This window comes from Bacillus massilinigeriensis (genome assembly GCF_900111815.1).
GTDB classification, from domain to species: domain Bacteria; phylum Bacillota; class Bacilli; order Bacillales; family Cytobacillaceae; genus Mesobacillus_C; species Mesobacillus_C mediterraneensis.
In genome coordinates this window covers 64,355-87,305 of the sequence record NZ_LT630004.1, presented here as the reverse complement: position 1 = coordinate 87,305, position 22,951 = coordinate 64,355, and the positions used below count along the sequence as shown (strand labels likewise).

28 protein-coding genes are annotated in these 22,951 nt (G+C 38.9%); 3 read left to right on the top strand and 25 right to left on the bottom strand.

Annotated elements, in window-relative coordinates:
- Positions 1–13: 13 nt before the first annotated feature.
- From BQ5796_RS00450 to BQ5796_RS00435, 6 genes are all read right to left on the bottom strand, one after another.
- A complete protein-coding gene (locus tag BQ5796_RS00450) occupies positions 14–1,006 on the bottom strand; it encodes an ADP-ribosylglycohydrolase family protein (RefSeq protein ID WP_071458470.1) in 993 nt (330 codons plus the stop codon).
- Positions 1,007–1,565: 559 nt separating this feature from the next.
- The gene (locus BQ5796_RS00445; RefSeq protein WP_071458469.1) at positions 1,566–1,817 is read right to left on the bottom strand and encodes a DNA polymerase beta superfamily protein; all 252 of its coding nucleotides are present in this window, start codon (positions 1,815–1,817) and stop codon (positions 1,566–1,568) included.
- A gap of 48 nt (positions 1,818–1,865) precedes the next feature.
- Positions 1,866–2,669, bottom strand: coding sequence for an EcsC family protein (locus BQ5796_RS00440; RefSeq protein WP_071461081.1), 804 nt, complete (start codon positions 2,667–2,669; stop codon positions 1,866–1,868).
- Positions 2,670–3,029: 360 nt separating this feature from the next.
- A complete protein-coding gene (locus tag BQ5796_RS17995; RefSeq protein ID WP_159430963.1) occupies positions 3,030–3,173 on the bottom strand; it encodes a hypothetical protein in 144 nt (47 codons plus the stop codon).
- Positions 3,174–3,361: 188 nt separating this feature from the next.
- Positions 3,362–3,490 (bottom strand): hypothetical protein, encoded by a 129-nt coding sequence (locus BQ5796_RS18625; RefSeq protein WP_282956845.1) that lies wholly within the window; start codon positions 3,488–3,490, stop codon positions 3,362–3,364.
- Positions 3,491–3,583: 93 nt separating this feature from the next.
- Complete coding sequence (locus tag BQ5796_RS00435; RefSeq protein ID WP_071458468.1) at positions 3,584–5,509, bottom strand: endonuclease MutS2; 1,926 nt, start codon at positions 5,507–5,509, stop codon at positions 3,584–3,586.
- Between the two features lie 366 nt (positions 5,510–5,875).
- Between BQ5796_RS00435 and BQ5796_RS00430 the strand changes: the two genes are divergently transcribed.
- A complete protein-coding gene (locus tag BQ5796_RS00430; RefSeq protein WP_071458467.1) occupies positions 5,876–6,364 on the top strand; it encodes a GNAT family N-acetyltransferase in 489 nt (162 codons plus the stop codon).
- 127 nt (positions 6,365–6,491) lie between these two features.
- On the opposite strand, the gene BQ5796_RS00425 is transcribed toward BQ5796_RS00430, so the two are convergent.
- From BQ5796_RS00425 to BQ5796_RS18620, 3 genes are all read right to left on the bottom strand, one after another.
- Entirely contained in the window at positions 6,492–6,782 is a 291-nt protein-coding gene (locus BQ5796_RS00425; protein ID WP_141769913.1) for a hypothetical protein, read from the bottom strand.
- Between the two features lie 42 nt (positions 6,783–6,824).
- Positions 6,825–7,115, bottom strand: a complete 291-nt coding sequence (locus BQ5796_RS00420) for a hypothetical protein (protein ID WP_141769912.1) — start codon at positions 7,113–7,115, stop codon at positions 6,825–6,827.
- Between the two features lie 116 nt (positions 7,116–7,231).
- The gene (locus BQ5796_RS18620) at positions 7,232–7,363 is read right to left on the bottom strand and encodes a hypothetical protein (protein ID WP_282956844.1); all 132 of its coding nucleotides are present in this window, start codon (positions 7,361–7,363) and stop codon (positions 7,232–7,234) included.
- 414 nt (positions 7,364–7,777) lie between these two features.
- Between BQ5796_RS18620 and BQ5796_RS00415 the strand changes: the two genes are divergently transcribed.
- A complete protein-coding gene (locus BQ5796_RS00415) occupies positions 7,778–8,590 on the top strand; it encodes a hypothetical protein (RefSeq protein WP_234969359.1) in 813 nt (270 codons plus the stop codon).
- Between the two features lie 181 nt (positions 8,591–8,771).
- Here the strand turns inward: BQ5796_RS00415 and BQ5796_RS00410 are convergent, their stop codons facing one another.
- From BQ5796_RS00410 to BQ5796_RS17605, 11 genes are all read right to left on the bottom strand, one after another.
- Positions 8,772–9,755 carry a DUF4003 family protein gene (locus BQ5796_RS00410; RefSeq protein WP_159430962.1) on the bottom strand — a complete coding sequence of 328 codons (984 nt, stop codon included), beginning with the start codon at positions 9,753–9,755 and terminating at the stop codon, positions 8,772–8,774.
- A gap of 367 nt (positions 9,756–10,122) precedes the next feature.
- Positions 10,123–10,554 (bottom strand): VOC family protein, encoded by a 432-nt coding sequence (locus tag BQ5796_RS00405; protein WP_071458462.1) that lies wholly within the window; start codon positions 10,552–10,554, stop codon positions 10,123–10,125.
- A 119-nt stretch (positions 10,555–10,673) separates the two neighbouring features.
- Positions 10,674–11,384 carry an AAA family ATPase gene (locus BQ5796_RS00400; RefSeq protein WP_071458461.1) on the bottom strand — a complete coding sequence of 237 codons (711 nt, stop codon included), beginning with the start codon at positions 11,382–11,384 and terminating at the stop codon, positions 10,674–10,676.
- Positions 11,385–11,473: 89 nt separating this feature from the next.
- Positions 11,474–12,181 (bottom strand): B3/B4 domain-containing protein, encoded by a 708-nt coding sequence (locus tag BQ5796_RS00395; protein WP_071458460.1) that lies wholly within the window; start codon positions 12,179–12,181, stop codon positions 11,474–11,476.
- Between the two features lie 171 nt (positions 12,182–12,352).
- Positions 12,353–13,390: a type II toxin-antitoxin system antitoxin DNA ADP-ribosyl glycohydrolase DarG gene (gene darG, locus BQ5796_RS00390; protein WP_071458459.1), complete on the bottom strand. Its 1,038-nt coding sequence runs from the start codon at positions 13,388–13,390 to the stop codon at positions 12,353–12,355.
- Between the two features lie 33 nt (positions 13,391–13,423).
- Positions 13,424–13,996 (bottom strand): DarT ssDNA thymidine ADP-ribosyltransferase family protein, encoded by a 573-nt coding sequence (locus tag BQ5796_RS00385; RefSeq protein ID WP_234969280.1) that lies wholly within the window; start codon positions 13,994–13,996, stop codon positions 13,424–13,426.
- Positions 13,997–15,169: 1,173 nt separating this feature from the next.
- A complete protein-coding gene (locus BQ5796_RS00380; protein ID WP_071458457.1) occupies positions 15,170–16,192 on the bottom strand; it encodes a hypothetical protein in 1,023 nt (340 codons plus the stop codon).
- Positions 16,193–16,293: 101 nt separating this feature from the next.
- Positions 16,294–17,061 carry an SIR2 family NAD-dependent protein deacylase gene (locus tag BQ5796_RS00375; protein WP_071458456.1) on the bottom strand — a complete coding sequence of 256 codons (768 nt, stop codon included), beginning with the start codon at positions 17,059–17,061 and terminating at the stop codon, positions 16,294–16,296.
- A 68-nt stretch (positions 17,062–17,129) separates the two neighbouring features.
- A complete protein-coding gene (locus BQ5796_RS00370; RefSeq protein ID WP_071461080.1) occupies positions 17,130–17,561 on the bottom strand; it encodes a DUF4275 family protein in 432 nt (143 codons plus the stop codon).
- Positions 17,562–17,604: 43 nt separating this feature from the next.
- The gene (locus BQ5796_RS00365; RefSeq protein ID WP_071458455.1) at positions 17,605–17,982 is read right to left on the bottom strand and encodes a CPCC family cysteine-rich protein; all 378 of its coding nucleotides are present in this window, start codon (positions 17,980–17,982) and stop codon (positions 17,605–17,607) included.
- Between the two features lie 31 nt (positions 17,983–18,013).
- On the bottom strand, positions 18,014–18,709 hold the full coding sequence (locus BQ5796_RS17605; RefSeq protein WP_083412998.1) for a hypothetical protein: 696 nt from the start codon (positions 18,707–18,709) through the stop codon (positions 18,014–18,016).
- Positions 18,710–18,794: 85 nt separating this feature from the next.
- Here BQ5796_RS17605 and BQ5796_RS00355 point away from each other — a divergent pair, with 85 nt between their 5' ends.
- Complete coding sequence (locus BQ5796_RS00355; protein WP_071458454.1) at positions 18,795–19,466, top strand: DUF3885 domain-containing protein; 672 nt, start codon at positions 18,795–18,797, stop codon at positions 19,464–19,466.
- 484 nt (positions 19,467–19,950) lie between these two features.
- Here BQ5796_RS00355 and BQ5796_RS00350 read toward each other — a convergent pair whose 3' ends face one another.
- From BQ5796_RS00350 to BQ5796_RS00325, 5 genes are all read right to left on the bottom strand, one after another.
- Positions 19,951–20,382, bottom strand: coding sequence for a DUF4279 domain-containing protein (locus tag BQ5796_RS00350; protein ID WP_071458453.1), 432 nt, complete (start codon positions 20,380–20,382; stop codon positions 19,951–19,953).
- 18 nt (positions 20,383–20,400) lie between these two features.
- Positions 20,401–20,790, bottom strand: coding sequence for a DUF5071 domain-containing protein (locus BQ5796_RS00345; protein ID WP_071458452.1), 390 nt, complete (start codon positions 20,788–20,790; stop codon positions 20,401–20,403).
- Positions 20,787–21,299, bottom strand: a complete 513-nt coding sequence (locus BQ5796_RS00340) for a YcxB family protein (protein WP_071458451.1) — start codon at positions 21,297–21,299, stop codon at positions 20,787–20,789. Before BQ5796_RS00340 ends, BQ5796_RS00345 begins: the two co-directional genes overlap by 4 nt.
- 34 nt (positions 21,300–21,333) lie before the next feature.
- Positions 21,334–21,672 carry a hypothetical protein gene (locus BQ5796_RS00335; RefSeq protein WP_071458450.1) on the bottom strand — a complete coding sequence of 113 codons (339 nt, stop codon included), beginning with the start codon at positions 21,670–21,672 and terminating at the stop codon, positions 21,334–21,336.
- Positions 21,673–22,274: 602 nt separating this feature from the next.
- Positions 22,275–22,928: a hypothetical protein gene (locus BQ5796_RS00325; RefSeq protein WP_071458448.1), complete on the bottom strand. Its 654-nt coding sequence runs from the start codon at positions 22,926–22,928 to the stop codon at positions 22,275–22,277.
- Positions 22,929–22,951 lie beyond the last annotated feature (23 nt).

The window sequence follows — 22,951 nt, the reverse complement described above, 5'->3', positions numbered from 1 at the left end:
AACCCCCCCTGTTTTACAATCCTTTCCTGGCATTCATGATCGCATTCACATAAGGTTCAAAATCAATCTCGTTGCTTTCATCTATTGTCCTAATCCATTCGAGGCGAAGCGTTCCAATACCTGCTTTTGCGCCGCAAATTGCTGTGGCCATTGCGCCAATCGTATCCGTATCGCCGCCCATGTTTGCGCATAGAAGGCTGCACCGCTCCGGCTCTTTTGCAAAATAAGCGATGGAAAGAGCGGCAGGAACGGATTCACATGCAAGCACTCCTGAGCCGATGACGTTATACACTTTTTCAATGAAGGCGATTTCGTCTCCCTCAAGGTCACGGGCAAATTGAAGTCCGAGTTTCAGCCGTTCGGGAATGCTTGCGCTGAACGTTTCCTCCCCGCAACCAAAGGCGATGTCGGAAATCTCCATGGCATCCGCCATTATTTCATCCCAGCCTTTGTCCTCTATTGCGGAACTGACAGCACCTGCAACCATCGCGGCTCCTGTGATGGCCGCTTCTGTTTGATGCGTCACCTTGCTGATGTTATATACATACTCTACAAGCTCAGCTTTTCTGTCGCTTGAAAACAGGCAGCCAATTGGTGCAATCCGCATGGCAGATCCATTTGTTTCTGCTTTCTTCGTAAATGGCGAAGGGTCCTTTCCTTGCTTGATGGCACCGAGGGCCGCTTTCGAGCTTGGTCCCAATATTTCTTTATCAAAGGCATCCATGCGTTCCGCCCATTCGAGCAGCCGCCTTGCGATGACAGCCGAATCCGGAACAAAGCCGGTTTCCATGAGGGCATCAAGAATGATGAGCGCCTGTGATGTATCGTCGGTAAATTGCCCTTTTTTATAATTTTTCGCGATGATGTTGTCTTCTGGCCCGTCGAGGAACGTCTCGATTTTTCCGAAGTATTGCTTGATCCTCCGCCGTCCCCATAATTCTGAGGGCATTCCCATCGCATCGCCAATTGCCATGCCGTAAAGCGTTCCGAGTATTTTATCGCGCATATCCAACACCTTTCCTTATACGCTTTTACACTAGCATGATGTAAAAATTAAATGCCTGCCACAATCTTGAAGTCTATCATTGGTGCGTAAATGACTTCCACGGTTTCAATTTCCGTCCCGGCTGCCATTTGCACAGATCCGGTTGCTTTCAGCAAAGGTGCTCCATCATCGTGTTGGAAATAACGCTTCGTCCTTTCATTCCCATGGATTTATTTACTTGCAAGGACGCGCTTTTCGGATTGATATGGTCATCGTTCTGTACAGCGTGGCTATGGTAAAGTTTCAACATTAAAAAAAACAACAACTTGTCCGTACAAGTTCCACGCCCAATTATAGACGCGTTTCCCTTAAATGTAAAGAGTTACCACTATTTCTAAAGGTAGAAAAAAGACATTCCTAAACTACTGCTTAGGAATGTCTCTATCGAGAATACTTACCTTATATTTGATTCTGGCAATAGGGTGGTATCAAAAACGAAATATAGGTATTAGTAGGCGTTTCTCCCGGCAGCCTTATATTTTATTTTTTTATAAACAGTGTGGCATTTCTAAGCATTTACTTATCCCCAAACTTCTTGGAGCGTTTCCCTGAACTGCACATCGAGTTCTGCTGTTGGGTCGGGAATACTACTGTCAGTGCTTTTCACATAGTTCTCAAGATGTGCAATTTCTTTTTCAATAAAATCATGGAGGATGCCTAAACGAGGCTCCAAGTCCAACTCATTTCCGGCCATTTTTCGCCGCAATAGTTCCGCTATACTATCTTTCAGTTCCCCAAGCATACAGTATTTTAACTTCAAATTCTCTCTCAACCGCTGCCAATGCCTCTTTTATATGCTGCTTCATTGCAAATTCCTTGCTCATGGTACGACTGTTTCAAGCCGCTCAATGATTTTCCGCTTTTGGTAAAGCTTGATTCCTGTTTCGGAAAGGTCGTTGATTAACGAACGATTCGCGAACGCACCGAAGAGAATACCAGCGACTGGAATCATTTGAAACAGCTTTTTCCAACCGAAAGAGTCTTTATAAGACAGCGCGACTTCTCGCCAGCCTTGCATTTGTGAAATAACTTCCCGAGATTTTAAATCGCCGCTGCTATATTCCGACAGCTCGTTCAGAATTGCTTGCTTGCCGACAATGTCAGCAGAAGAAAACTGCAGGCACTTGAGGATAAATACCCTTTCCTGCTTGTCGCTCGGGTCATAGCCGTGGATGATGGCAATTTCCTGCAATGTCTTCAGAGAAATAGCTAAGATGGCCGGAATACCGATTGCAAGGGTAAAAATACCGCCAATCCCCGTGCTTGCTCCTTGCACTGTTGCCGCCGCTTTCCGCTGTCCGGCCAAATCCTCGGAAAGCTCCTTCATCTTCGCCACAGAAATACCCTGTAAATCCGTACGATTTCTAACAAGCACTCCGGTTTTTTTTCCGACATATTGATATACCGATTTTTCGCTAGATAGATACTGCCCGCCTGTTTGGATATAGCTGCCGAGTTCATCGAGCAGCACGCCAATCTTATCCTGCAAAAATTTTGGTGTTACTTTATCGAGCATTTTGAAAGGCAGACGGCCGATTTTCTCCCAAAACCAGAGACCCTTCTGATCCTTCTCCCATTTCTCAATTTCCTTCAGCTCACTGAGCAATTCCGCCCTATTTTCCATATTCTTTCCACCCACCCTATCCCCGTTGTTCTTCATTGTTTCTGATAGAAGAGACAATTAGATTGTCCTCTTATCGTGCCAATATATGTATTTTAAAGTTTATTTTGAGTTGTATCAATTGTTTTCCCCTAGATAACTCTAGCATGTAGGTTCATTTTCTTTCCTAATCAACCGTTTTGATAAAAAAATTTACAATACGCTCTCCTGCATGCTAATCCTCAAAACCCCATTCCGCCCGCAAACCATTAAAAATTGTCATTTTGATTGGGTTTTTTGGGTAAAATGGTGTGTTTTTGGGATATGGGAAGACTTTTTTGAAAAGTGCTGCTTCTATAACGCGTTATATCGTGCTTTTGCAGCTCAGTTGGAGGTCCCCTGAAGAAGGTTATCTACGGTAAACGCCGATTTATCAACGGTAAACAGCATTTTATCAACGGTAATCCGCCTGTTATCTACGGTAAATCCCAATTTATCTACAGTAGCTTCCAGTCTGTTTCCAATCAACCTTCTCCACTCTATTATTTGATGTCCGACCCATCTGCCAGGAAAGCACCAATACTCTTCCCGCCCGCAAACCATTAAAAATTGTCATTTTGATTGGGTTTTTTGGGTGAAATAGTGTGTTTTTGGGATGTGGGAAGGTTTTTTTGAAAAGTGCTGCTTCTGTAACGCGTTATATCGTGCTTTGCAGCTCAGTTGGAGGTCCCCTGAAGAAGGTTATCTACGGTAAATGCCGATTTATCAACGGTAAACAGCATTTTATCTACGGTAATCCGCCTGTTATCTACGGTAAATCCCAATTTATCTACAGTAGCTTCCATGCCACTTCCAATCGCACCACTTTTATAATTGAGCACAGAACAATTGAGCACAGAACAAACGAAAAACCTGCCACACCCATGGCAGGTTCCCTTCTATTCTTCATGCTCAATTGTTAAACCCTCGACGTATTTCCTTGACATAAGTTTAGACTTTTTCCGATTTTCCTTACTGTTGAAAATAATATCAAAATCGTAGCCTTCCGGGTACAGTTCGCTTGCCCGAATGTGCAAGTCGAGGCGTTTATGGCTGATGCTTTGCTTCGTTCCTTTTACTTGCACCATATAGTGGCCATTCTCGTCAGGACCTTCATATACAACGCCAAACTCTCCTGTTGAGGACACCCTCACATTATCGCCTTTTTCAAACAGCTTCTCTCGCGATGCTTCCTTTTTCGCATGATTCCGCTTTTTATATTTGTTCACGATGATTTGTTTTTCCATATCGCTGATGGAGGCAGGATCAGTAAATGGAACCGAGTACTCCTGCTCCGCTCCATATGTGATGCGGTGCGCTTTTTGAATCAGTTCTGGGTGCATGCCGAGCTTCCATGCGATGGAAAATGCCTGGCTTTCCCCGCCTTTTCCGACTATCAGCCGGTACGTTGGCTTCAGCGATTCCAAATCAAACTCCATGGAGCCGTTGACAAAGCCTTCTCGCTCTTCGGCAAATGCTTTGATTTCGCTGAAGTGCGTCGTAGCGAGCAATGTGGCCCCTTTTTCATAAAGCTGTTCGAGAATGACGGTCGCAAGCCCCATCCCTTCGCCAGGGTCAGTGCCAGAACCGAGTTCATCCAACAATACTAGCGTGCGGTCATTTGTTTCTTTTAAAATGCCAATGATATTGGTGATATGCGAGCTAAATGTGCTTAAATTCTGCTGTAGGTTTTGCCCATCACCGATATCGAGGAGAATTTGCTGAAAAATGCTAATCTCGCTTCCAGGCCCTGATGGAATGTGAAGCCCGCATTGAGCCATGAGCGTCAGCAATCCGACTGTTTTAAGCGTGACCGTTTTTCCCCCCGTATTCGGACCCGTAATTAAAAGCGCATGGTAATCGTGTCCGATCGAAAAATTCAGCGGCACTGCACCCGCTCCTAACAACGGGTGGACAGCGTTTTTTAGCAAAATCCGCTGGGACTCATTTATCGCTGGCGCAATTGCGCCAATGCTGCGGCTGTATTTGGCTTTCGCAAAAAGCACATCATAATAGATCATCGTTTCCACGGCCAGCTTTAGCTGTGGTTCATGCTCCTCGGAAAGACCTGTCAACTCCCAAAGAATGCGTTCGACTTCTTTTTCCTCTTCCATCTTGATGAACATCAGCTGCTCCTGCTGTGCTCTCAACTCTTCTGGCTCGATGTAGAGCGTTGCACCGGAACCAGACATATCAAGCACTTCCCCGCGAACTTTTCCTCTATGCTCTTTTTTCACAGGGATGACGTAACGCCCTTGCCGAGTGCTGACAATGCTCTCCTGCAGACAGCTTTTATATTTTGGCGATTTTAACAGCGATTGAACTTTGTTTTTTAAGCGTTCCTCTTGGATGGAAAGCTGTTTTCGAATCCGCTGCAGCTCCTTGCTAGCATAATCGTCCACCCTCCCTTGTCTGATACACGTGCTGATCGCCTCGGCAAGCTGCGGCAGTTCTTGAATAGAAGCCACGTACGTTGCCACTCTCGGCGCAGCATAGATTTTATCTTTCATAAAAGTCTTCAGCTTCCGGCACTCTTCTAGGAAATAGAAAAGCTTCATCAGTTGGTCTACCCGCAGTGGTACTCCTTTGTTCATCCCCGACAGCACCGTTTCAAGGCCATCGAGCGAGTGAATCGGCACACTGCTGCTCTTTTCCAGTATCCTTACTGCTTCGGTCACTTCATCCAACTGCATCTCAATCTGCACTTTATTCGTTGACGGTGCAAGCTTCGCCAGTTCCCTTTTTCCTTCTTCCGTCAGCGCAAATCCAGAAAGCGTGTTGATAATCTTATGAAACTCCAATATTTCCAACGTCTTTTCGTTCAATTTTTATCCCTCCTGTAAAAAATAAAAAGACCACAAAGAACAATGTTCTAAGTGGCCTTTTGGCTGCAGTTATGCGCAGACAATATATTCTTCCTGCTTGAAGAGGTAGGCAATGCCCGCGCCCATACACTAAAGAAGGGCTGCGCACAATCCCACAGCCCCCTTTCAAGAAAGGATGAGTATGCTATGACCATTGTTCTTAACTACATTCAGAAAGGCATACTTAAATAAACCTTCGAATGTCCGTATTCTTTTACGGTTAGTTAAGAACGACACCTAACATATAACATACTCCCTTTTATATCCAAATTAAGGTACACTGTCATTATATGATAGTGCTTGCTTGAAAGTCAAACTAATTTATGAATGGAGGGGAAGGCTTTGTTTTTTCCGATAAAGCAACTAGACAAAAGACTGCTCCGTGATTTTTTCGAGGAAAATTGGGGTGGCACTACGATGGTAACTAGCTTCGGTGAATATGACTGCAGCGAGCTCGACGGCTTTGTTTTTCTATTCGACGGCTCCATTAAAGGACTGGTCACCTTCATTATTAAAAGGGAAATCTGTGAAATCGTTTCTCTTGACAGCATTCAAGAGAATAAAGGGGTTGGGACAAGGCTTCTCCAAGCTGCAGAGCGAGAGGCCAAGAAACAAGAGTGTAAGAAGGTGACCTTAATTACGACGAATGATAATATTCGTGCGCTCTCCTTCTATCAAAAGAGAGGATATCAAGTCGTGGAGGTCTTGCCAAATGCCGTGGAAAAAGCGCGAGCAGTGAAGCCGCAGATTCCGCTCGTGAACCCAGACAATCACATTCCGATCCGGGATGAATTCGTGTTGGTAAAAACCTTGTGATATGGCTTGATGAGGGTAGTTCCTCCCCCCTCATCAAGCCATGTTTTGATGCCCGATCCATCTGCCAGTAAAGCACCAATCCCATTCCGCCCGCAAAACCTTAAAAATGGTCATTTTCATTGGTTTTCTAAGGTGACATGGCGAGTTTTTGGGATGTGGCGAGGCTTTTTTGAATCGTGCCGCTTCCGTAACCGGTTAAACAGCAGACTTTCGTCAATCTTGCAGCTCCTGCAAGCAGGTTATCTACGGTAATCGCCGATTTATCAACGGTAAACAGCATTTTATCAACGGTAATCCGCCAGTTATCTACGGTAAACCTCAATTTACCTACGGTAGATTCCAGTTCATTTCCAATAACTCCTTTCTCCTCTCTATTATTTGATGCCCGATCCATCTGCAAGTAAAGCACCAATCCCATTCCGCCCGAAAACCCTTAAAAATGGTCATTTTGATTGGTTTTCTAAGGTGACATGGCGAGTTTTTGGGATGGGGCGAGGTTTTTTTGAATCATGCCGCTTCCGTAACCGGTTACACAGCAGACTTTCGGCAATCTTGCAGCTCCTGCAAGCAGGTTATCTACGGTAATCGCCGATTTATCAACGGTAAACAGCATTTTATCAACGGTAATCCGCCAGTTATCTACGGTAAACCTCAATTTATCTACAGTATCTTCCAGTTCATTTCCAACCACTCCTTTCTCCTCTCTATTATTTGATGCCCGATCCATCTGCCAGTAAAGCACCAATCCCATTCCGCCCGCAAAACCTTAAAAATGGTCATTTTCATTGGTTTTCTAAGGGTGACATGGCGAGTTTTTGGGATGGGGGAGGCTTTCTATCCTGCTGAACCAAGGTTTAATGGCTTGTCTCACTTGCCATCATAGCTCATAAATGAAACAGAAATTAGCACTGCCGCACTGCTTGTTTCTCCTGTTGAAACCAGTCGAATGAATCCTTCAACAAATGAACTACCACTTTCCTCAGACAGTTCAATTTTCACATCAATGCTCTTATTTTGACCCCGCTTCCTTTTAAATCCTCTGCCTTCGTCTGCGGTTACAGCCCCCCTCCCCGTTGATGGTCACTTTTGCTCCCTCTACTCGCTTGCTTACAAGGGGAAGGCAGTCTTTCAATTCTGGTTTCCGCTAACGCAACGAAGTCCTGCTTAAAATGCGCCTCGCCATTCTTTATTTCTTTCAGCACAACGGCACCGGCCAGTTCGAGCGGTGCAACCTACTAGGGATAATAGAATAATCGCCATAAGATTTCGGTGCCAAACTACCAAACTTCTCTTTATTCCATTCGAGATTACCTCAACTGTCAAAACTCTTTCACAATTTCCCCTTAACCACCCTGTCCGTTTTGTCCTTTTTTCTATATTTAACTAGTGAAAGGGCGGTGCATTATTGTGACAATGAAGTCGGGAAGCATCGGAAACTTTGCAGGCTACTCTCAGTTCGAGAGTTTGAAAGAATTCAATAACAGTATGGAAATGTGGATGGCAGCATATAAAGAGAAATTCACAAAGGGAGAATTGGTTGGATTGAAGCGACTTGTTCGTTTTGCGGCCAAAATCCCCGGCGTATGCAATGCAAAAATCGCCACTGTGCTGAAAGCCATTCACGAGGACTATGGCGAATGCGGTATTTCACGTTCTACTTTTAAGCGGATGATCCTTAAGGCAAAGGAAATTGGCATTTTTACCGTCCACGAAACCGAGCGAAAAAACGGCTCCCAGTCCAGCAATCTTTATGTTTTTCTTCCTTTTGCCGAGACTGAACCACCCAAAGAGGAAATAATGGACCACCATAATAAAACTAGCATTCCTTTTAAAACTAAAATATCAAACATAAAAAAACGTGAAGAACCCCGGTTCAGTGAAAATGAACCACCCCCTGTGGATAACTTTGAGCCAAAGGACTATGAATTTGTCAGCGATCGAGTGCCAAAGGATTTTACCCGACTCGTTAAATGCTTTTACCCTAACGCCAAGACGATTGAGGAGTTCTGGAGGATGAGCGGGATCATTGCCTACCGCAACTGCCGAGAAAACGAACAAAACACCGTTCTGGAAACGTCTCTCGATGCTTTCAAGCAGCTGATTCGAAAAATTAAAACGAGGATGCCTGTCAAAAATCCTATCGCCTATTTCACCGGCATTTTGAACAAAAAATATCAGGAGATGTACTTTGAGGAGCTTTATGCGATGGAGTTTGCCGACGAATAAGCAAAAAAGGCAGCCATAAGGCCGCCGCTATAGTGATCGCAATGGTGGAAAAATTGCTGAGGCAGGATGAATCCACCCCCTGATTACGGAGCGGTTAGCTCTCCGATCGGACAAAAGAAACATGGAACAGTAGCAGTGACTGTGTTCGTCACTCGGTTGAAGACGAAAAAAGTTCGGCAGCCTAATTCCCTCCATCGGATGAGGAGGAGGAAGCTGCTGCAGCACTCGCCATGACGGCGATGGTGGAAGCTTGCTGCGCCTGGATGATCGTATCAATCGTGGTGTACATTCCTGTTTCGAGCAAAGATGCATTATCGATTCTCTCACTCACAAGCAGGTTCGCCGCCATAAGGAGGTTCATGTCTTTATGCCATCTGAAATGGCTCTGCGTATTCAAACTTTCGGCTCCCCGCATAACAGCTCCTACTTCCTTGCTTCCGTCTTCCAGAAGGGCAAGAAGGCCGACAGTAGGATAATGAATGGTTTTCGGCCTTCTTCCTGCCATTGTAAAAGCATCGTAAACAGCTATGCATTGCTCGATTAACCGATCTGCATCACCATGCTCATCTATGGCAAGGATATGACTCAAAAACTGCAGGTCATTGCCTTTATAGAACCCGTTCTTGTTCAGTTCCCGATAAAAATACTCCACACGTTCCAAAATGTCCTCCACCTCTCCCTTTCGGCCTGAGAGTAATGCTGCGAGAGGATAATCAGTACTCGATGTTAGGAAAAAGTGATGGCGTCTCATACCCTTGTAAACTTCCATCATGCGCGGAATATTTAGTTGATCCATGTCTTGACACTGATTCATCAGTACTCCTGCAGCAATGTAGGTAGGCCCGCCTCTGCTAAACTGATTCTCCACTAATTGTTCATAAACGCTTAATAGCTCCTGAAACTTCTCCTCTGAGTCGTGGTAGCGGACATCCAGCATGGCGGCGATGGAAAAGCGCGGCTCTGATTTTAAAGTGTTAAAAAACCCGACGCTTCCTTTGATATAATCGCTGATTTTCATAAAACGGTTGAGGTTAAACGGCTTATCAGAAATCGCGTAAATTGAAGCAATGAGCATGATCATTCGCTTGTCCGAAACCTTCCAGCTTAATGCCGGTTTTAATTCCGAATAAATATCGCGATACAGTTCAAGCTTTTTTTCTATCATTTCCTTTCCCTCCATTCTCCATTCATACGAAAAGCAGGCGGAAAAGTTTCCCCACTATCAAAAAATTAGAAGTATTTCCAGAATAATAATAAAAAGCCTTTTTTATATTACACTAGGAATAAGTTCTGTCCCGCTGCTGACTGCAGCTGCTGTAAATGTTGCGGAAGCTACCGCATCATATTTGCTGCCATAAAAATAAACGAAATAGACGTAGCTCCAGCTTTCTTATTGTCGTGAATGGGCATGTTCCATCCTCCACGTGCGTGTACATCCACCATATAGAAGGAGAGCGCTGATGAAGGATTACTACAAACAGAGATACAGTATATAATGCTTTTTTTCGAGAAGGGGTTTTTCCGCTTAATTTTTAAAAATCCAGCATTGCTCCACGCTCATCAAATATCGAGTCAGGGTTCCAAGCCACTTCCCAAAGGTTATTCTCGACATCGGCAAAATAAGCAGTCCGTCCGCCCCAGAATGCATCGCTTGGCTCGCGGAGTATTTTCCCTCCGCAATTACGAATATGATCAATTGCAGAATCGACTTCTTCCGGGAGATTCATATTTATTGCTAATGCTATTTTATTGAAGGCCTCTAGTGATCTGTCGATTTCGACACAGGCATCCTTCTCTAATTCTGATATTGGAAAAAGAGATAGAATAACTCCCGCTGTCATAAATATTGCATAGCTATCCGAACTCTTTTTCGATTCGCTCCACCCTAATTTTTGATAAAAAGCACGCAATGCCGGCAGATCAACTGCCCCAATCGTCACTAATGACACCCGCTGAGGTAACATGCAAATTCCTCCTCTGGAATTTTTATATTTGGTACTTAACGGACTGTTCGCAATGTATCTAACACCCTATTTCTTCAAGAAATCGAATATCCCTTTAATTTATTCCAATTCTAAAGACTTCAATCGTCTAGAAGCTTGTGCAGGAAGCTTTCCCTGTTGTTGAGAAAGTATTGCGTAATTTGGAAATGATCCGTGGTCTCGTAATCTACTTCCGCAATCTCCTCTCCATCAAAACTCAAAATGGTTGCACCCGGGTAGCCTAATATAATAGGAGAATGGGTCGCGATGATAAATTGGCTGCCTCCATTTGCTAAATCATGGATAATTTTCAAGAAAGTCAGCTGCCTTTGGGGTGAAAGCGCAGCCTCTGGCTCATCTAATAAATATATGGCATTACCTTGAAAGCGATTTGCGAACAACGATAGAAAAGATTCGCCATGTGATTGGCTATGCAGCGAACGTCCGCCGTATGGCTCATAATCCCCCATCTCATCGATATGTGTAGCGAAATGATAGAAAGACTCCGCCCTAAGGAAAAAACCGCTTGTTGCTTTCGGCAGCCAGGATAGTTTTATATAATCACCAAGCGCGGACTCGGACGATGGTGCATTATAATAGTTATTTTTACCGCCGCCCGCTGTATTAAAGCCGCACTTCAAAGCCAGTGCTTCTAACAAAGTAGACTTCCCCGACCCATTTTCACCAACAAAAAAGGTAACGTTCCTATTCAACTTAAGCTCTTTCAGTGTTTTTATCGGCGAAATCGAAAAAGGATAGCTGCTGAAATCTTCAATCTCCTCACGCAGTAGTTTTATATTTCTTAAAAACATAAGATCACATCCTATCATCGCTGTGGAAATTTCCTCTTTATTTAGTTTATTATATTAAAATTAGAAATTATTGTAGAAAATCAGCAACACTAGTATATAGAAACCTCTTTGTTATCGATCGTCAGAATGGACGTTTTAAATGTACCGCCTAAGTTATCCTGCACTAGTTTTGCCAGTTCGCTTAGTGCCTTCTCGAATTCAGGAAGTCGGCTGTCATCCACCAATTCCATGCACAAGAAAGCATTCTTCGTATTTTCCGTTAGCATGGTTCTTACCGCTTCTCGCCAATTCCAGCATCTGCAAATCGCACCTTCATCATCTTTATATACGATTTCTCCTTCATACGGCGGTTCACTTTTATCGGTACCTAATGTAACGAAATCCTCACTTCCAACGGCTTTTGTCAGTCTGACATCACCAACAAAAGTGTCGATATCCTCGCCCCCGCATGGCAGCGCATATTTCAATGAAATTGAGTTGTAAATATCAACAAGTGGATTAATGGTGCCAATATGGTTTCCCTTATGTACCCGCTTGAGCAATGCTTCGATCGAGGAGCGCGCACCTTTTTTCGTTTTGAACTTTTGAAAAGCATCTCTCCATACTTTAATCACTTCATTGCTGCTGAACTCAGCATCCGTCAAGTGTTGGAGCGCTTGCTCTTCTGCGTGGGAAAGCATCTCTTGATACTCGTCCGGATTTTTTACCGTGTTATCGATATTTTGAAAAATAACGACACCAATCTTGGCCGTGGGGAACAGTTCCCAAAAATCATCTTCCACAATAAATTTTTTCATTCTAATCCTCCTGAAGAAAATCTGACTCCATGGTTTACATAATACTTTAATTCAACTCGTGCTGCCTTGCAAGGGCAGTCATTTTTTCTGTGAATTCTTATTTTGCTAACCTCCTAAAAAAGAGCATAAAAAATAGCACCTCCATGTGAGATGCTGCGAAATTTTTGGTAATTAGCTATGAATTGCACGGAATTGGCTAAGCGTGTAACCCATTAATGTTTTTTCAATGATATCTGTTTCGAATAACTTTTCAATTCCATTGATGATTTCTTTTTCAGAAAACCTATTTGCCTTATCTTCTGACCAGCGCTTAAACTCATCAACAATTTCTTCCTGAGATAATTCCTCTTTCTCTTTCAATAGATAGGTAATGGTTGATAAGCATTCCAATTCATGGTTAGAACGTAGAGTGTTCACATATTCTGCCGCTTTTTCAATAAAAGGCTCTAAGGTTTCTAATTTTAATTCTACCTTACCGCTAACAATTTTATTATAGAGAATTCCGTATGCCTCATCGGTATTATTTACGCCATGATACTTCTGAAACTCTTTAATATTCTTGCTGATGATGGAAATTGAAATATCATATGGACCGTATTTATGTCTTGTGAAATTGAAATAGTCTTCATTAGAAAAAATATCCATATAAAAAGCTGTTTTTTGAAGTCGTAACGTATTAAATTTATTCAGGTGGTGTTTGATATTCATTAATACAAGGGCTGATAGGCTTAAATTAGGTTCTGTTTTCGGTTGTGCTACATAATTTTGAGATGGTTCGTAAACGAAAATTTGGACCTTCTCATCGACTGCTGTTAGCTTCTCTTCAATCAGTTTCTTTACCTCGCTCCAGACAAGTCCGCCATTCCCACTTCCGAGAGGAGGTATGGCAATTGATTGAATCCCCAACGTTCCAATTAAAAATAAGAGTTCATCCAGTCCTTTCTCTACATATTCCATCTTAGACTTTGCTCTCCATTTGTTTTTAGTCGGGAAATTCACTATAATCTTACCGTCTTCTTTATAATAATGAAGCTTTCCAATCTGTAGTTCACCTGTTTTACAAGCCTTTACATAATCTTTATTGTTCTCAGGGAATTTTAATTTAAATTGATAAGCAATTCCCTTTCCCATATAGCCTTCGCAGTTTACGGTATTAACTAGAGCTTCAGCTGAAGAACTTAACAAATCACCGGTTGTATAAATAATCACGTTTTCACCTCCCTTTCTTTTATACGGTTATTCTTAAAGCCATGGTCCTATATAGATATAGGGTGGATTTTGGGTGATACCTTTAGCTTTTAGTTTTTCTTCAACGATTTTTCGTGTTTCTTCACTCTTTACATAAATAATTTGAAATACCTTTGGCGGAACAATAAGATTTGTGAGACACTCTGCCATCTTCACACTCTTTGTATAACGATCTTCTATTCCTAATTTGTGCATCGTATCCCAATCAATGGCATCAAAGCCTTCAAAGTACTCATACAATTGGTATGCCTCTTCATTACTTAGGGGGTGTCGCGGCAATATTTTAAATTTATTATTCTTAGCATTTTCCCTTGAATTGCAAATATAAATGAATTCTTCATCAGGGTATGTATTTTTTACTGCAACATCGATTGAAGAATACGGATGAATATGAAAAGGTATATACTCATCAAGCCCAAGTTCAGTCCGTTTAGCAATAATCTCTTGGTCTGCAACATCAAAAAAGCGAACTTCATTATCTTTAACTATTTTCCTTGATACTAAACCGTATTCTAATATGGAGTCTAAGTTCGACAATCTTGTCAAATGATATAAGAGTTTGCGCATTTTTATATTTTCCATCGCCATGTTTGAATTAATATAATACTGCCAATTTAGCAAACCGTGACTTTTATTATATTATAATACCATATTATGGATTACTTCATTAGCAATATCTTGGCGAAAACCCATTATAAATATCACTCGATCATCTTAAACACACTCTCTAATCTCAATTGTAATTGCTCGGACCAGTACCAGGATCAAGGATACCTAACCACCGTTACGTTCTAGGAAGTCATAGGGAGAAAGAGTCGGATCTTGAATATCATTTAGGAGTTAAAATATTATTTCAATTAGTGAAATTCCTACTGTTAAAAGAGCCTTATCCACAAAGGATAAGACTCTCCTATTTATGCTGTTCAGTAATATTAATGTCCTGCTACACCCATTTTCCACAAACCCTTGTCATTCCTACGTTCATATTTTAAGAATTTTCAAACAGTTAAAATAGAGTTCTGCACGAATCAGGCATTTTCTCAATTTTTTTCTCCACTTTTTCTGCCACAACTTTATTATTTATGATAATAATGTTCTGCTATTTCTTGCTTTTCTTCCTGCCTTTTTCTCCTGCTTTTTCGCACTCTTTTTCAGGCTTTTGGGGTTCTTACGAACCCCTCACACTTTCATTCAAGTATTGATAGAACAGGTCTTATCAGTCTTTTTCTTCTCTTTTTTAGTCAGGCAAAAAAGGATGGGATTCCTGTTCCCACCCTCTTTATTCTTTCTTTTGTTCCTGCTTTTGTTCACACGTTTTCCACAGGCATATCAGAACTTTGTTCTGATTTTGCTATGGGTTTATTATGTGGCACAAGGGTTTATTTTGGCTTTACATAGTATCAGGGCTTAGGCATAAAGGGTTAAGGGTTAAGGGTTAAATTTCCTCCTACCAAGACCTCTTTTCGCTATGAGTTCAATTTGCTTCCAATGGCAGTTTTATTATATCCGAAACATCTTTATACTCATATTTTATTACTTCAAATCTTGGTACTCGCATGGTGATTGTATCAAAACCATATGGTGGCATTCTCGGTCCTTCAAACGTGACATTCTGAACCGTAATATCATATTTATCGTCAAATCCATCAAGAACGATATCAAATAATCCGTTCCGAAAAGCCTGGATTGTCCATAGTGTATGTTTTAGGTACTAAGTCTTTCTTTTCCTATCGACCTTTATCATTCATTAAAGTATTTTAAAAAGCCCATTTTAATTCCTTCATTAGCACTTTTTAATTCTACGTTAAAATTCTCATTTAGAATAACTTCTGAACTTTTTTGCACTTGTGTAATATAGGCATCATTACATTTAACAATTAATTCATCATTAATTTCAATTTCTTGGTTCAATAAGTTGATAGTACCGACTTTTCTTTTTGATTCAAATACGAACTGCTGTTGTTTTGTATTTATTTCTTCAACAAATCTTTCTTGATTCATTGTGTTTTCATAAAATTTAATATCATTTGAGGAAAAATGAAGTTTATTGATAAGTTGTACATCTTTACTCATATGTAATTCAAGAATATCTAAAATTTTTAAAATATCTTCTGTTAAATTAAACTCAAAATCCCTAAAAGCAATACGGTATTGTTTTTGAACTTCTTTTAGCAATATCACTATTTGCTGAATTTCTAATAGTTCTTCTCTAATAGCAATATTTTCATCTGGACTCATTTTTAAAAATTCAATTTCCCTTTCTTTAATTGTAATATCACCCTCAATTATATCTTTTATATAAAAAATGAGTGGTTCTTCTCCAGAAACTAAACAAATCAAAAATTCAATAATTTCCTCCAAATCTCTTAAACGCTTAAATTTCTTTAATGTAAAATGAAAAACCTTTTTCTCAAAATCAAATTTAAATAAAGCTGACTCATGTGTAAGTTTTAATAAAGTGGAACTGAATCCTCCGAAAATTTCTGCACGAACGTCAGAAAGGAAAATGTCTCTTCCCTTGAAATATAAATCAACATTCAACTTTCTTGAAGGCAATGGAATAATTTTTAGAGAAGAAATTTTACCGCTATTAGGTATAGAAATTCCTTCAAAATTTGAATTCATTGCTTTAATATTTTCCCCTGAAATTTCAAAGGCATCAAAAGGGGATTCTTTAAATAATTGAAAAAAATTTATCCCGTCAAATTTAACATTTAAATTCATCTTTTTATGGCGGTCAAAAGAGCCGAGAGACTTTATCATAGAACCTTCAGAAGTTGTTTGAATAGTAGCTTTTAAAGCATATTTGTTTTTTAAAATATCTAATCCTACTTCTTTATCGATTTTGTTATCAAGAATATCTTCTAAAAGTTTTTTTTTACTTCACTATGTAGCTTTTCAGTAAATTCTTCACCATTCATATCAATATAATGAATTCCTTTTTGTGTTAAACGATTTTTTGTATGCGAAGGAAGTTTAGGTGCAATTAAATATGGCTCTTTCTGGAAACTCCCCATATCACTAATCACATTTTCAAATAAATAGTTGATGTTTTGGTCAGAAAGACTATATCCTAAAAAAATTACTGTTTTTTCAGCTATTAAAGTCTTTATTTTATTCCATAAAGGTTTATCTTGGTTTCTAAAGAAATCCGTATAGTCGCTACTTGTTATAACAATCGATTCAGGTATATTAATATCTCCATGAATTTTAAATAACTTTGTTCTTTTCGTTGCTAACGGTAAATGTATATCAGTAATTATTGGAGAAATATCTCGACCATAAGCCTCTTCAAACAATTTATCGTAATTAGTTGTAACGATTAAGTCTATTTGAGGAATTTCAGCAATTAGTTGATGTGACCAAATTGATGTAGGCTCAATATCAATAACATCTTGTAATAGTTTATGTAGTTCATTACGAGACCCATTTCGTAATTCTACAAATGTATTTGCAACTTCTCCAAGGGATTTATTCTCAAAAAAGATTTTTTCATCTTCTGTACAGCTATCAATTATTAAATCCCTTAAAGTATTTGCACTTGGCATACCTGCATATAGGGAGAAACCAGCTCCCACCCATAAAACTACATCATTTCCCCTCACTCTTTCGACTAATCTCTCAAAGCTCATAAGAACCCTCCTATAGTTTCTATATATCAAAAAGAGTACCATTAATTCTTCAATTACTCTAAAGTTTCTTAAACTCTTCGGCTAAAATATGGACCGCACCAGCCTGTTTCATGAGTTTTTACATAAGTCCAATTAAACTCCTTATCTACTACGTAAACATCTTCTTCATTTACAAAGTCCTCGGCTGTTAAAGGTGAAGCATTTTCAAGGATAAAAGCATCATCGGTATGCTGATAAAAAACATAGCAAGATTGTTTTGATTGTTTGTTAAATGTTATATCAGCTTGTTCTTCTATTAAGCATTTCCTTCTTTCATAACTAAATACATGCCATAGGTAGCCACAGCAACCATCTTCATCATAAAGATAAATAGATTTCTTTTCTTTATCGCTAAGATGATTGACAAAGTTATCTTCCCATTGCTTTCGCAGATATGTCCCCCACTTAGGTATTTCTATCACTCTTACTTTTTTCATTCTTAGTAAAGATACTAAATCCATCATATTTTCCAACATGACACCCACTTTTTATATAATCAAATTGCTAACCGTATGTTTCATAAGAAATCTCCATTAAAATATTTTCGTATGACTTTATCTTCCTCCAAAGTGCCTCATATTCTGACGAATCAGGTTTGCACTTGTCTAATTCAACAAACATACTTATTAAAGATTTTTTTAATTCAACTTCTTTATCGGTTTGTTTTTCTATATTTCTCCTATCTCGGTACATAATGAGGTGTTCTTTAAAATTCTTTCTCGCTTCTGTAAGAGAATAATCACCATTTGGACCTCCCCATACTTCATTCGCATTTGGGTCGTCTTGTCCATCGTCTTCCCAATAACAAAGTTCACATATATCAAATATTCCCCGTTCTTCAATTGTTGGAAAACCACAACAAGGACACTTTTCCCATTTCAATCTAATCTCTCCCTTTAATCAGATAAAGTTTTTAACGCAAATGACGTTTATACTGCTTAAATGCCTTGTGTGGTGGAATCCCTACCGTTTCATCAGGTACATAACAATCTCTATCGTGATATGGCATTTCTAACTCTTCCCATTCAAAATCATCCTCAACACATTTAATAAATAAATCGTAACCCTCACCATCTGAAGGGGATAACCCTAACCTTATTTCTTTATGCTTTAATGCAACATCAATCGCTTCTTTAAGTTCCATTAAAGCTGTTCGATTGGCAATAAGATAGGCATTACTATGCCACATCTGTTGTCCAAATATATGGCACAAAGGGGTCGGTTCATCCTCTTCATAAAAACGATTCTTATATGCTTGATTTAGCTGTTCAAGTACGGTTTCGGGGCTATAAAAATCTAAATAGGTATCCATACCACTTTCCCAATACCTTTGTCCACCACCCCAAAACTGTGAAACAAAGTCATCATATAAATCATTGTTCTCCACAAATAAATATCTTTCCAAGGCATCTTCTAAATCCCCAATATAATAATAGCTGTGTATTTGTATTTCATCCTTTTTATAAATAAAATGATAAAGAGTATCCGCTATTTTTTCGCTTTCCAGCAAATCAAAATTATTTTTCTTTGTACTCTTAGGCTTTAATCCCCCATTTACAAATGGTGTTTCTGGAATATAAATAGCTGTGAACAATTTTACATCTGACATTTATAGATACCTCCTAAACCAATATTACCTCAAATCCTATTTTTACAAAGTACGCAATTATTAACCATATATTTGGAGGAACAATATGATAAACTTTTTATCCCAATTTATGAAAGAGCATTTTGATAACCTTACTCTAAGACCGCCCCTATTTTATTCATGGGAATATGGTATCCGTTTTGAAATTTCTATGCCCTGGGTACAACATGAAGATAAGAACAATCTTCAGCAAATCGAAGAAAGAATTAATGGCATATTCAATAAAGTTTTTCATGATACCGATGAAATGTTACTGGTCACAGACATTCATTGTGAGAAGAACGATACCTTTTTACAAAAGAGACCAACAAAGGTCTATCAAAAATATATAAAAGACAAGGAATTAAGACGAAAACTGCAACATAGGGTGTTACCAAGTGTTTTTTGGGAAGATGAAGACGGTGAAGATTATGAAGAAATGGTCACGCACCGATTTGCTCTGTCCTGTGAAAAGAGCGACATTCGTTATAAACCGCTCTTAACTGCTATTAGTTATGAAGATTTTCCACATCCATCCCAAATTCTAAAAGGGTTTTACCGACCTGGTATTGATATTTATTTTGTAAATGTTACAAAGAAAATGATTTACCACCTATATGATGACCGAGGCTGTGATGTTATTGCATCAAATAAAGAGGATTTACGTTCGCTTTATGAAGAACTAAATGATTGGATTTTAGACTATGACCGAGAACAGATTGATAAGATATTCAAATAATCTATTTGCTGTATAATTAAAGAAAAACATCTACAAGAGGTGATTAACTTGGACCTTCTCACCACATTTCTTGCTATCAGGCTCTGCCTGTAAGAGTCAAATTTTCCTTTGGGGGACTTTTACAGGCTAAGCCATTTCCCAAGGAGTGTGATGGCAAATGAAACCACATCAAAAAAATCGTAGTCGTTCCTATTTTCGACATCATCGGAAAAGAGTGATTCAGCGTAAAACAAAGATTGCCAAATATTCAGGTTGGCAATCTCGCTTTACTGGATATTTCGCAAAAGGGAAAGTGCATTGTTCGTGCTGGATGTGTTCCCAAAAGACGAAAAAAGATGGATTTCCTCATTCACAAAACATTCAATTGAAACGCTTGAACAGTCAATTATATGATTACTTTAGCAAAAGGGTATTTTAATCGTTTAAAGAGCAGGGTGATAGTTCTTCCCCTGCTCCTTCATTATTTTGTAATCTTACGTCTCCATCAGCTATAAACATAAAGGTCAAAATCCACTTCTGCCCCTATGGAATCAGCAAAATGAATAAATCTTCTATCCAAGTACATGGCTGGTTTTTCATTATTTTCAATCTGAATCACTATGACAAACCTATAATCTAAACCATATTTCCTCTTTAATCTATTTAACTCTTCTGCCTTATCCTCCAATTGACTCAAAACGGAATTCAACTGTTCATTAATGTCCAGAGATTCTTCGTAATCCGTTCCTAATTCCCAACTGGTATGTAATCTGTAATGTGTTCCTTTAGAAGTCACATTAGGATTAGACGGTCTCTTTACCGCCTCGCCTTTTCTATATGCTCTTGTAGGCTTGATTCCTAACTCATTTGTAAAATCCTCAAGAAAAAAATCATCTGCCTTCACTGAAAAATAAACCTTTACATTCGTTTTCTCCATTCATAAGCTCCCTAAAATTCATTCAATCATCTGTAAAATCTCCAGTGCAATTCCATCAAGTTCTTCTAACTTTTCTCCTGTTGTTGGACTTTCAATCAGCCTAATTAAATCACCTTTAAATGACTTCCTTAATTCATTTGGTAATCTCTTGACCAAAATTTCCAAGCACCAATACTTCCAGACGTTATCATTCGTGGCTAAAACCTCTTTAATTAGAAGAACGATTTCATTCGGAAACGTAAGTAGTAGTTCTGCCACTTCCTCTGCTATCGGCCAGTTCATGTCCTGAATCCATTCCAGCAGACCAGGTAACAAAGGCAAAAGTTCTTTTCTATTCAATTTTTTTAATTGGTTCACTCGTTCAAAGTCATGCTTATTTCTTGGCAAGTATTCATCGGAAATACTCATTTTCGCACCTTCGATTTAAGATAAGTCTTTATTTCCTCTACGTCATCTAACTCTCTTTTTGGAAGGATGTATGCACTTACCGAGCTGTTATAAAGATAGATGTTATGTTTATCCTCGCATAGAGTTTGAATACCCAACCAACTTACCTTTGTTTCACCATTAGAAGTCGCATCGATGATTCCTTCTTCTGATAAAATCATATGATGTTCACCTAATAAGCCATCATTTTTTCCCTCTTTTATCATTTTCTTAGTATTTCGGATAACATAGGAATAGAAATATTTGGGATAGAAAATAATCCACAGAATACTCACTACTAAAAAGGTAATGAATACCCCAAGAAAAGACATGTTCCCGACTTTTGAAAATACAAAGGATGCAATGATAAAGATGATAGGCGTTAAAAATCTTTGCATATTTAATGTTCTTTTGACCGCTTTTGAATTTTTAACGTGAAACATATTAAAGTTTAAATAATCTTCTTCTGTTAAATTGTAATTTATCTCCATTCCAAATCTCCTCTTATAAATATCCCTTTATCCACTATCTTAAGGAAATGGCAACTGATATTAAAACAAGAATAAACACACTCTTGATTTTGCTTTTCTTCCACGTATCAAATGCTGAAAAGATTCCGCCCAAAGCAAAGAAAACGAGTCCAATAATCTCAATTATACTTACTGAGAATAAAAAACCTAAATGTGCCAAAAAAGCTCCTATTACAATAAAACCCATTGTAAAAATAAAACGAGTTGACTTAAAATCATTGATTGCTGATTTTCTATCATCCGTATTCATCTTTAAATAAGCCCTAACAACCATGAAAGTTGGTATTCCCCACATAATGATAAAAGGTACAAGTGAATCGCTATTTACGCTCAATACTTACGTCTCCCATCCACCATTAGCTTAACATTCAACTAAACTATTTATCTTAGAAAAATAGGTCCTGTTCCTTACAGAAACGCTCCTGTAATTTCTATCCAAAACTTCTATCTAAAAAAAGTAGTAGATAACTACCTGCACAAAGAAATAGTGCAATTCGAGTGATAATATAAATTGACAACTCAAATGCAGTTAGTTTTCTTTCTCTCTTAATCTTTTTAAAATGTCTATAGTAAAAGATTGAACATAGGAGTAGGATTATTGCTGTAATTTGGAAGATGTTTTCCAATAAATGAATCAAAAAATATTCTCCTCTCATTCATAATATTTGTTCTTCTTAATTCATCTGTTCTACATCTACAAGAAGAAAACTTCCTCGTGTACAACATTCAACCACTTTTACGTAATAACTCCACCATGTATCGAAAACATATAGAATTCAGTATCATCGGTTAAAGTCCAGCCTTCAAAGAAAACTTGCATGAAACACATCTAAAAAGATATCGCCAAATTGGATATTCAGTAATGGACATTGTTCTAATAACTGAATATCTTCAATCAACCGTTATGACACCTTTTAAGTAAAAAGAAACACTCACCTATAAAGTACGTATATTCGCCTCATCAATTAATTTAAAATGAATACCATTCGATGTTCCTCCATCTATATGTTTAGGAACATCTGATAAATCAAGTAATTCCTTCAAATGGATGGTCTTTTTACGATTTGCTTCTATTGTCATTCTATATGGACCAGTTAAATTCATTAACGACTCCATTCGTACCCCATCTTCCATGAAGTGGGAATCCAGAAATTCCAATTCAAATGATACTTCTTTACCACTTCGATTATGTAACACAAAATTACATTCCCCATTCAATACGCCTTCGCCTACATTCTCAAAATTGCAATTACCATTCCCATCGTATGAGATAGCTTTAATGCCACTGGCTAATGTTTCCTGATACATTGTAATTAGAAAATTGGGTAAAACTGCATATATAATCGCAACTATTAAAATTGACCTAAGACGGGATTTCTTCATACCATTAAAAACTAAAATCATAGCAACTATAAATAAAACAGACCCAATTATACCAAGAGGGATAAATCCATCTTGATTACTGATTGGAAACGACATGAATGTGGAACGTGCTTCCAACATTACGTTATTAGGAAACGGGAAATATAAATTCATACATATACCTAAAATAACAACTGAACTAATCAGAGCCACTTTACTTTTAGTCATCATATCCCTCCATTATTTAGTTT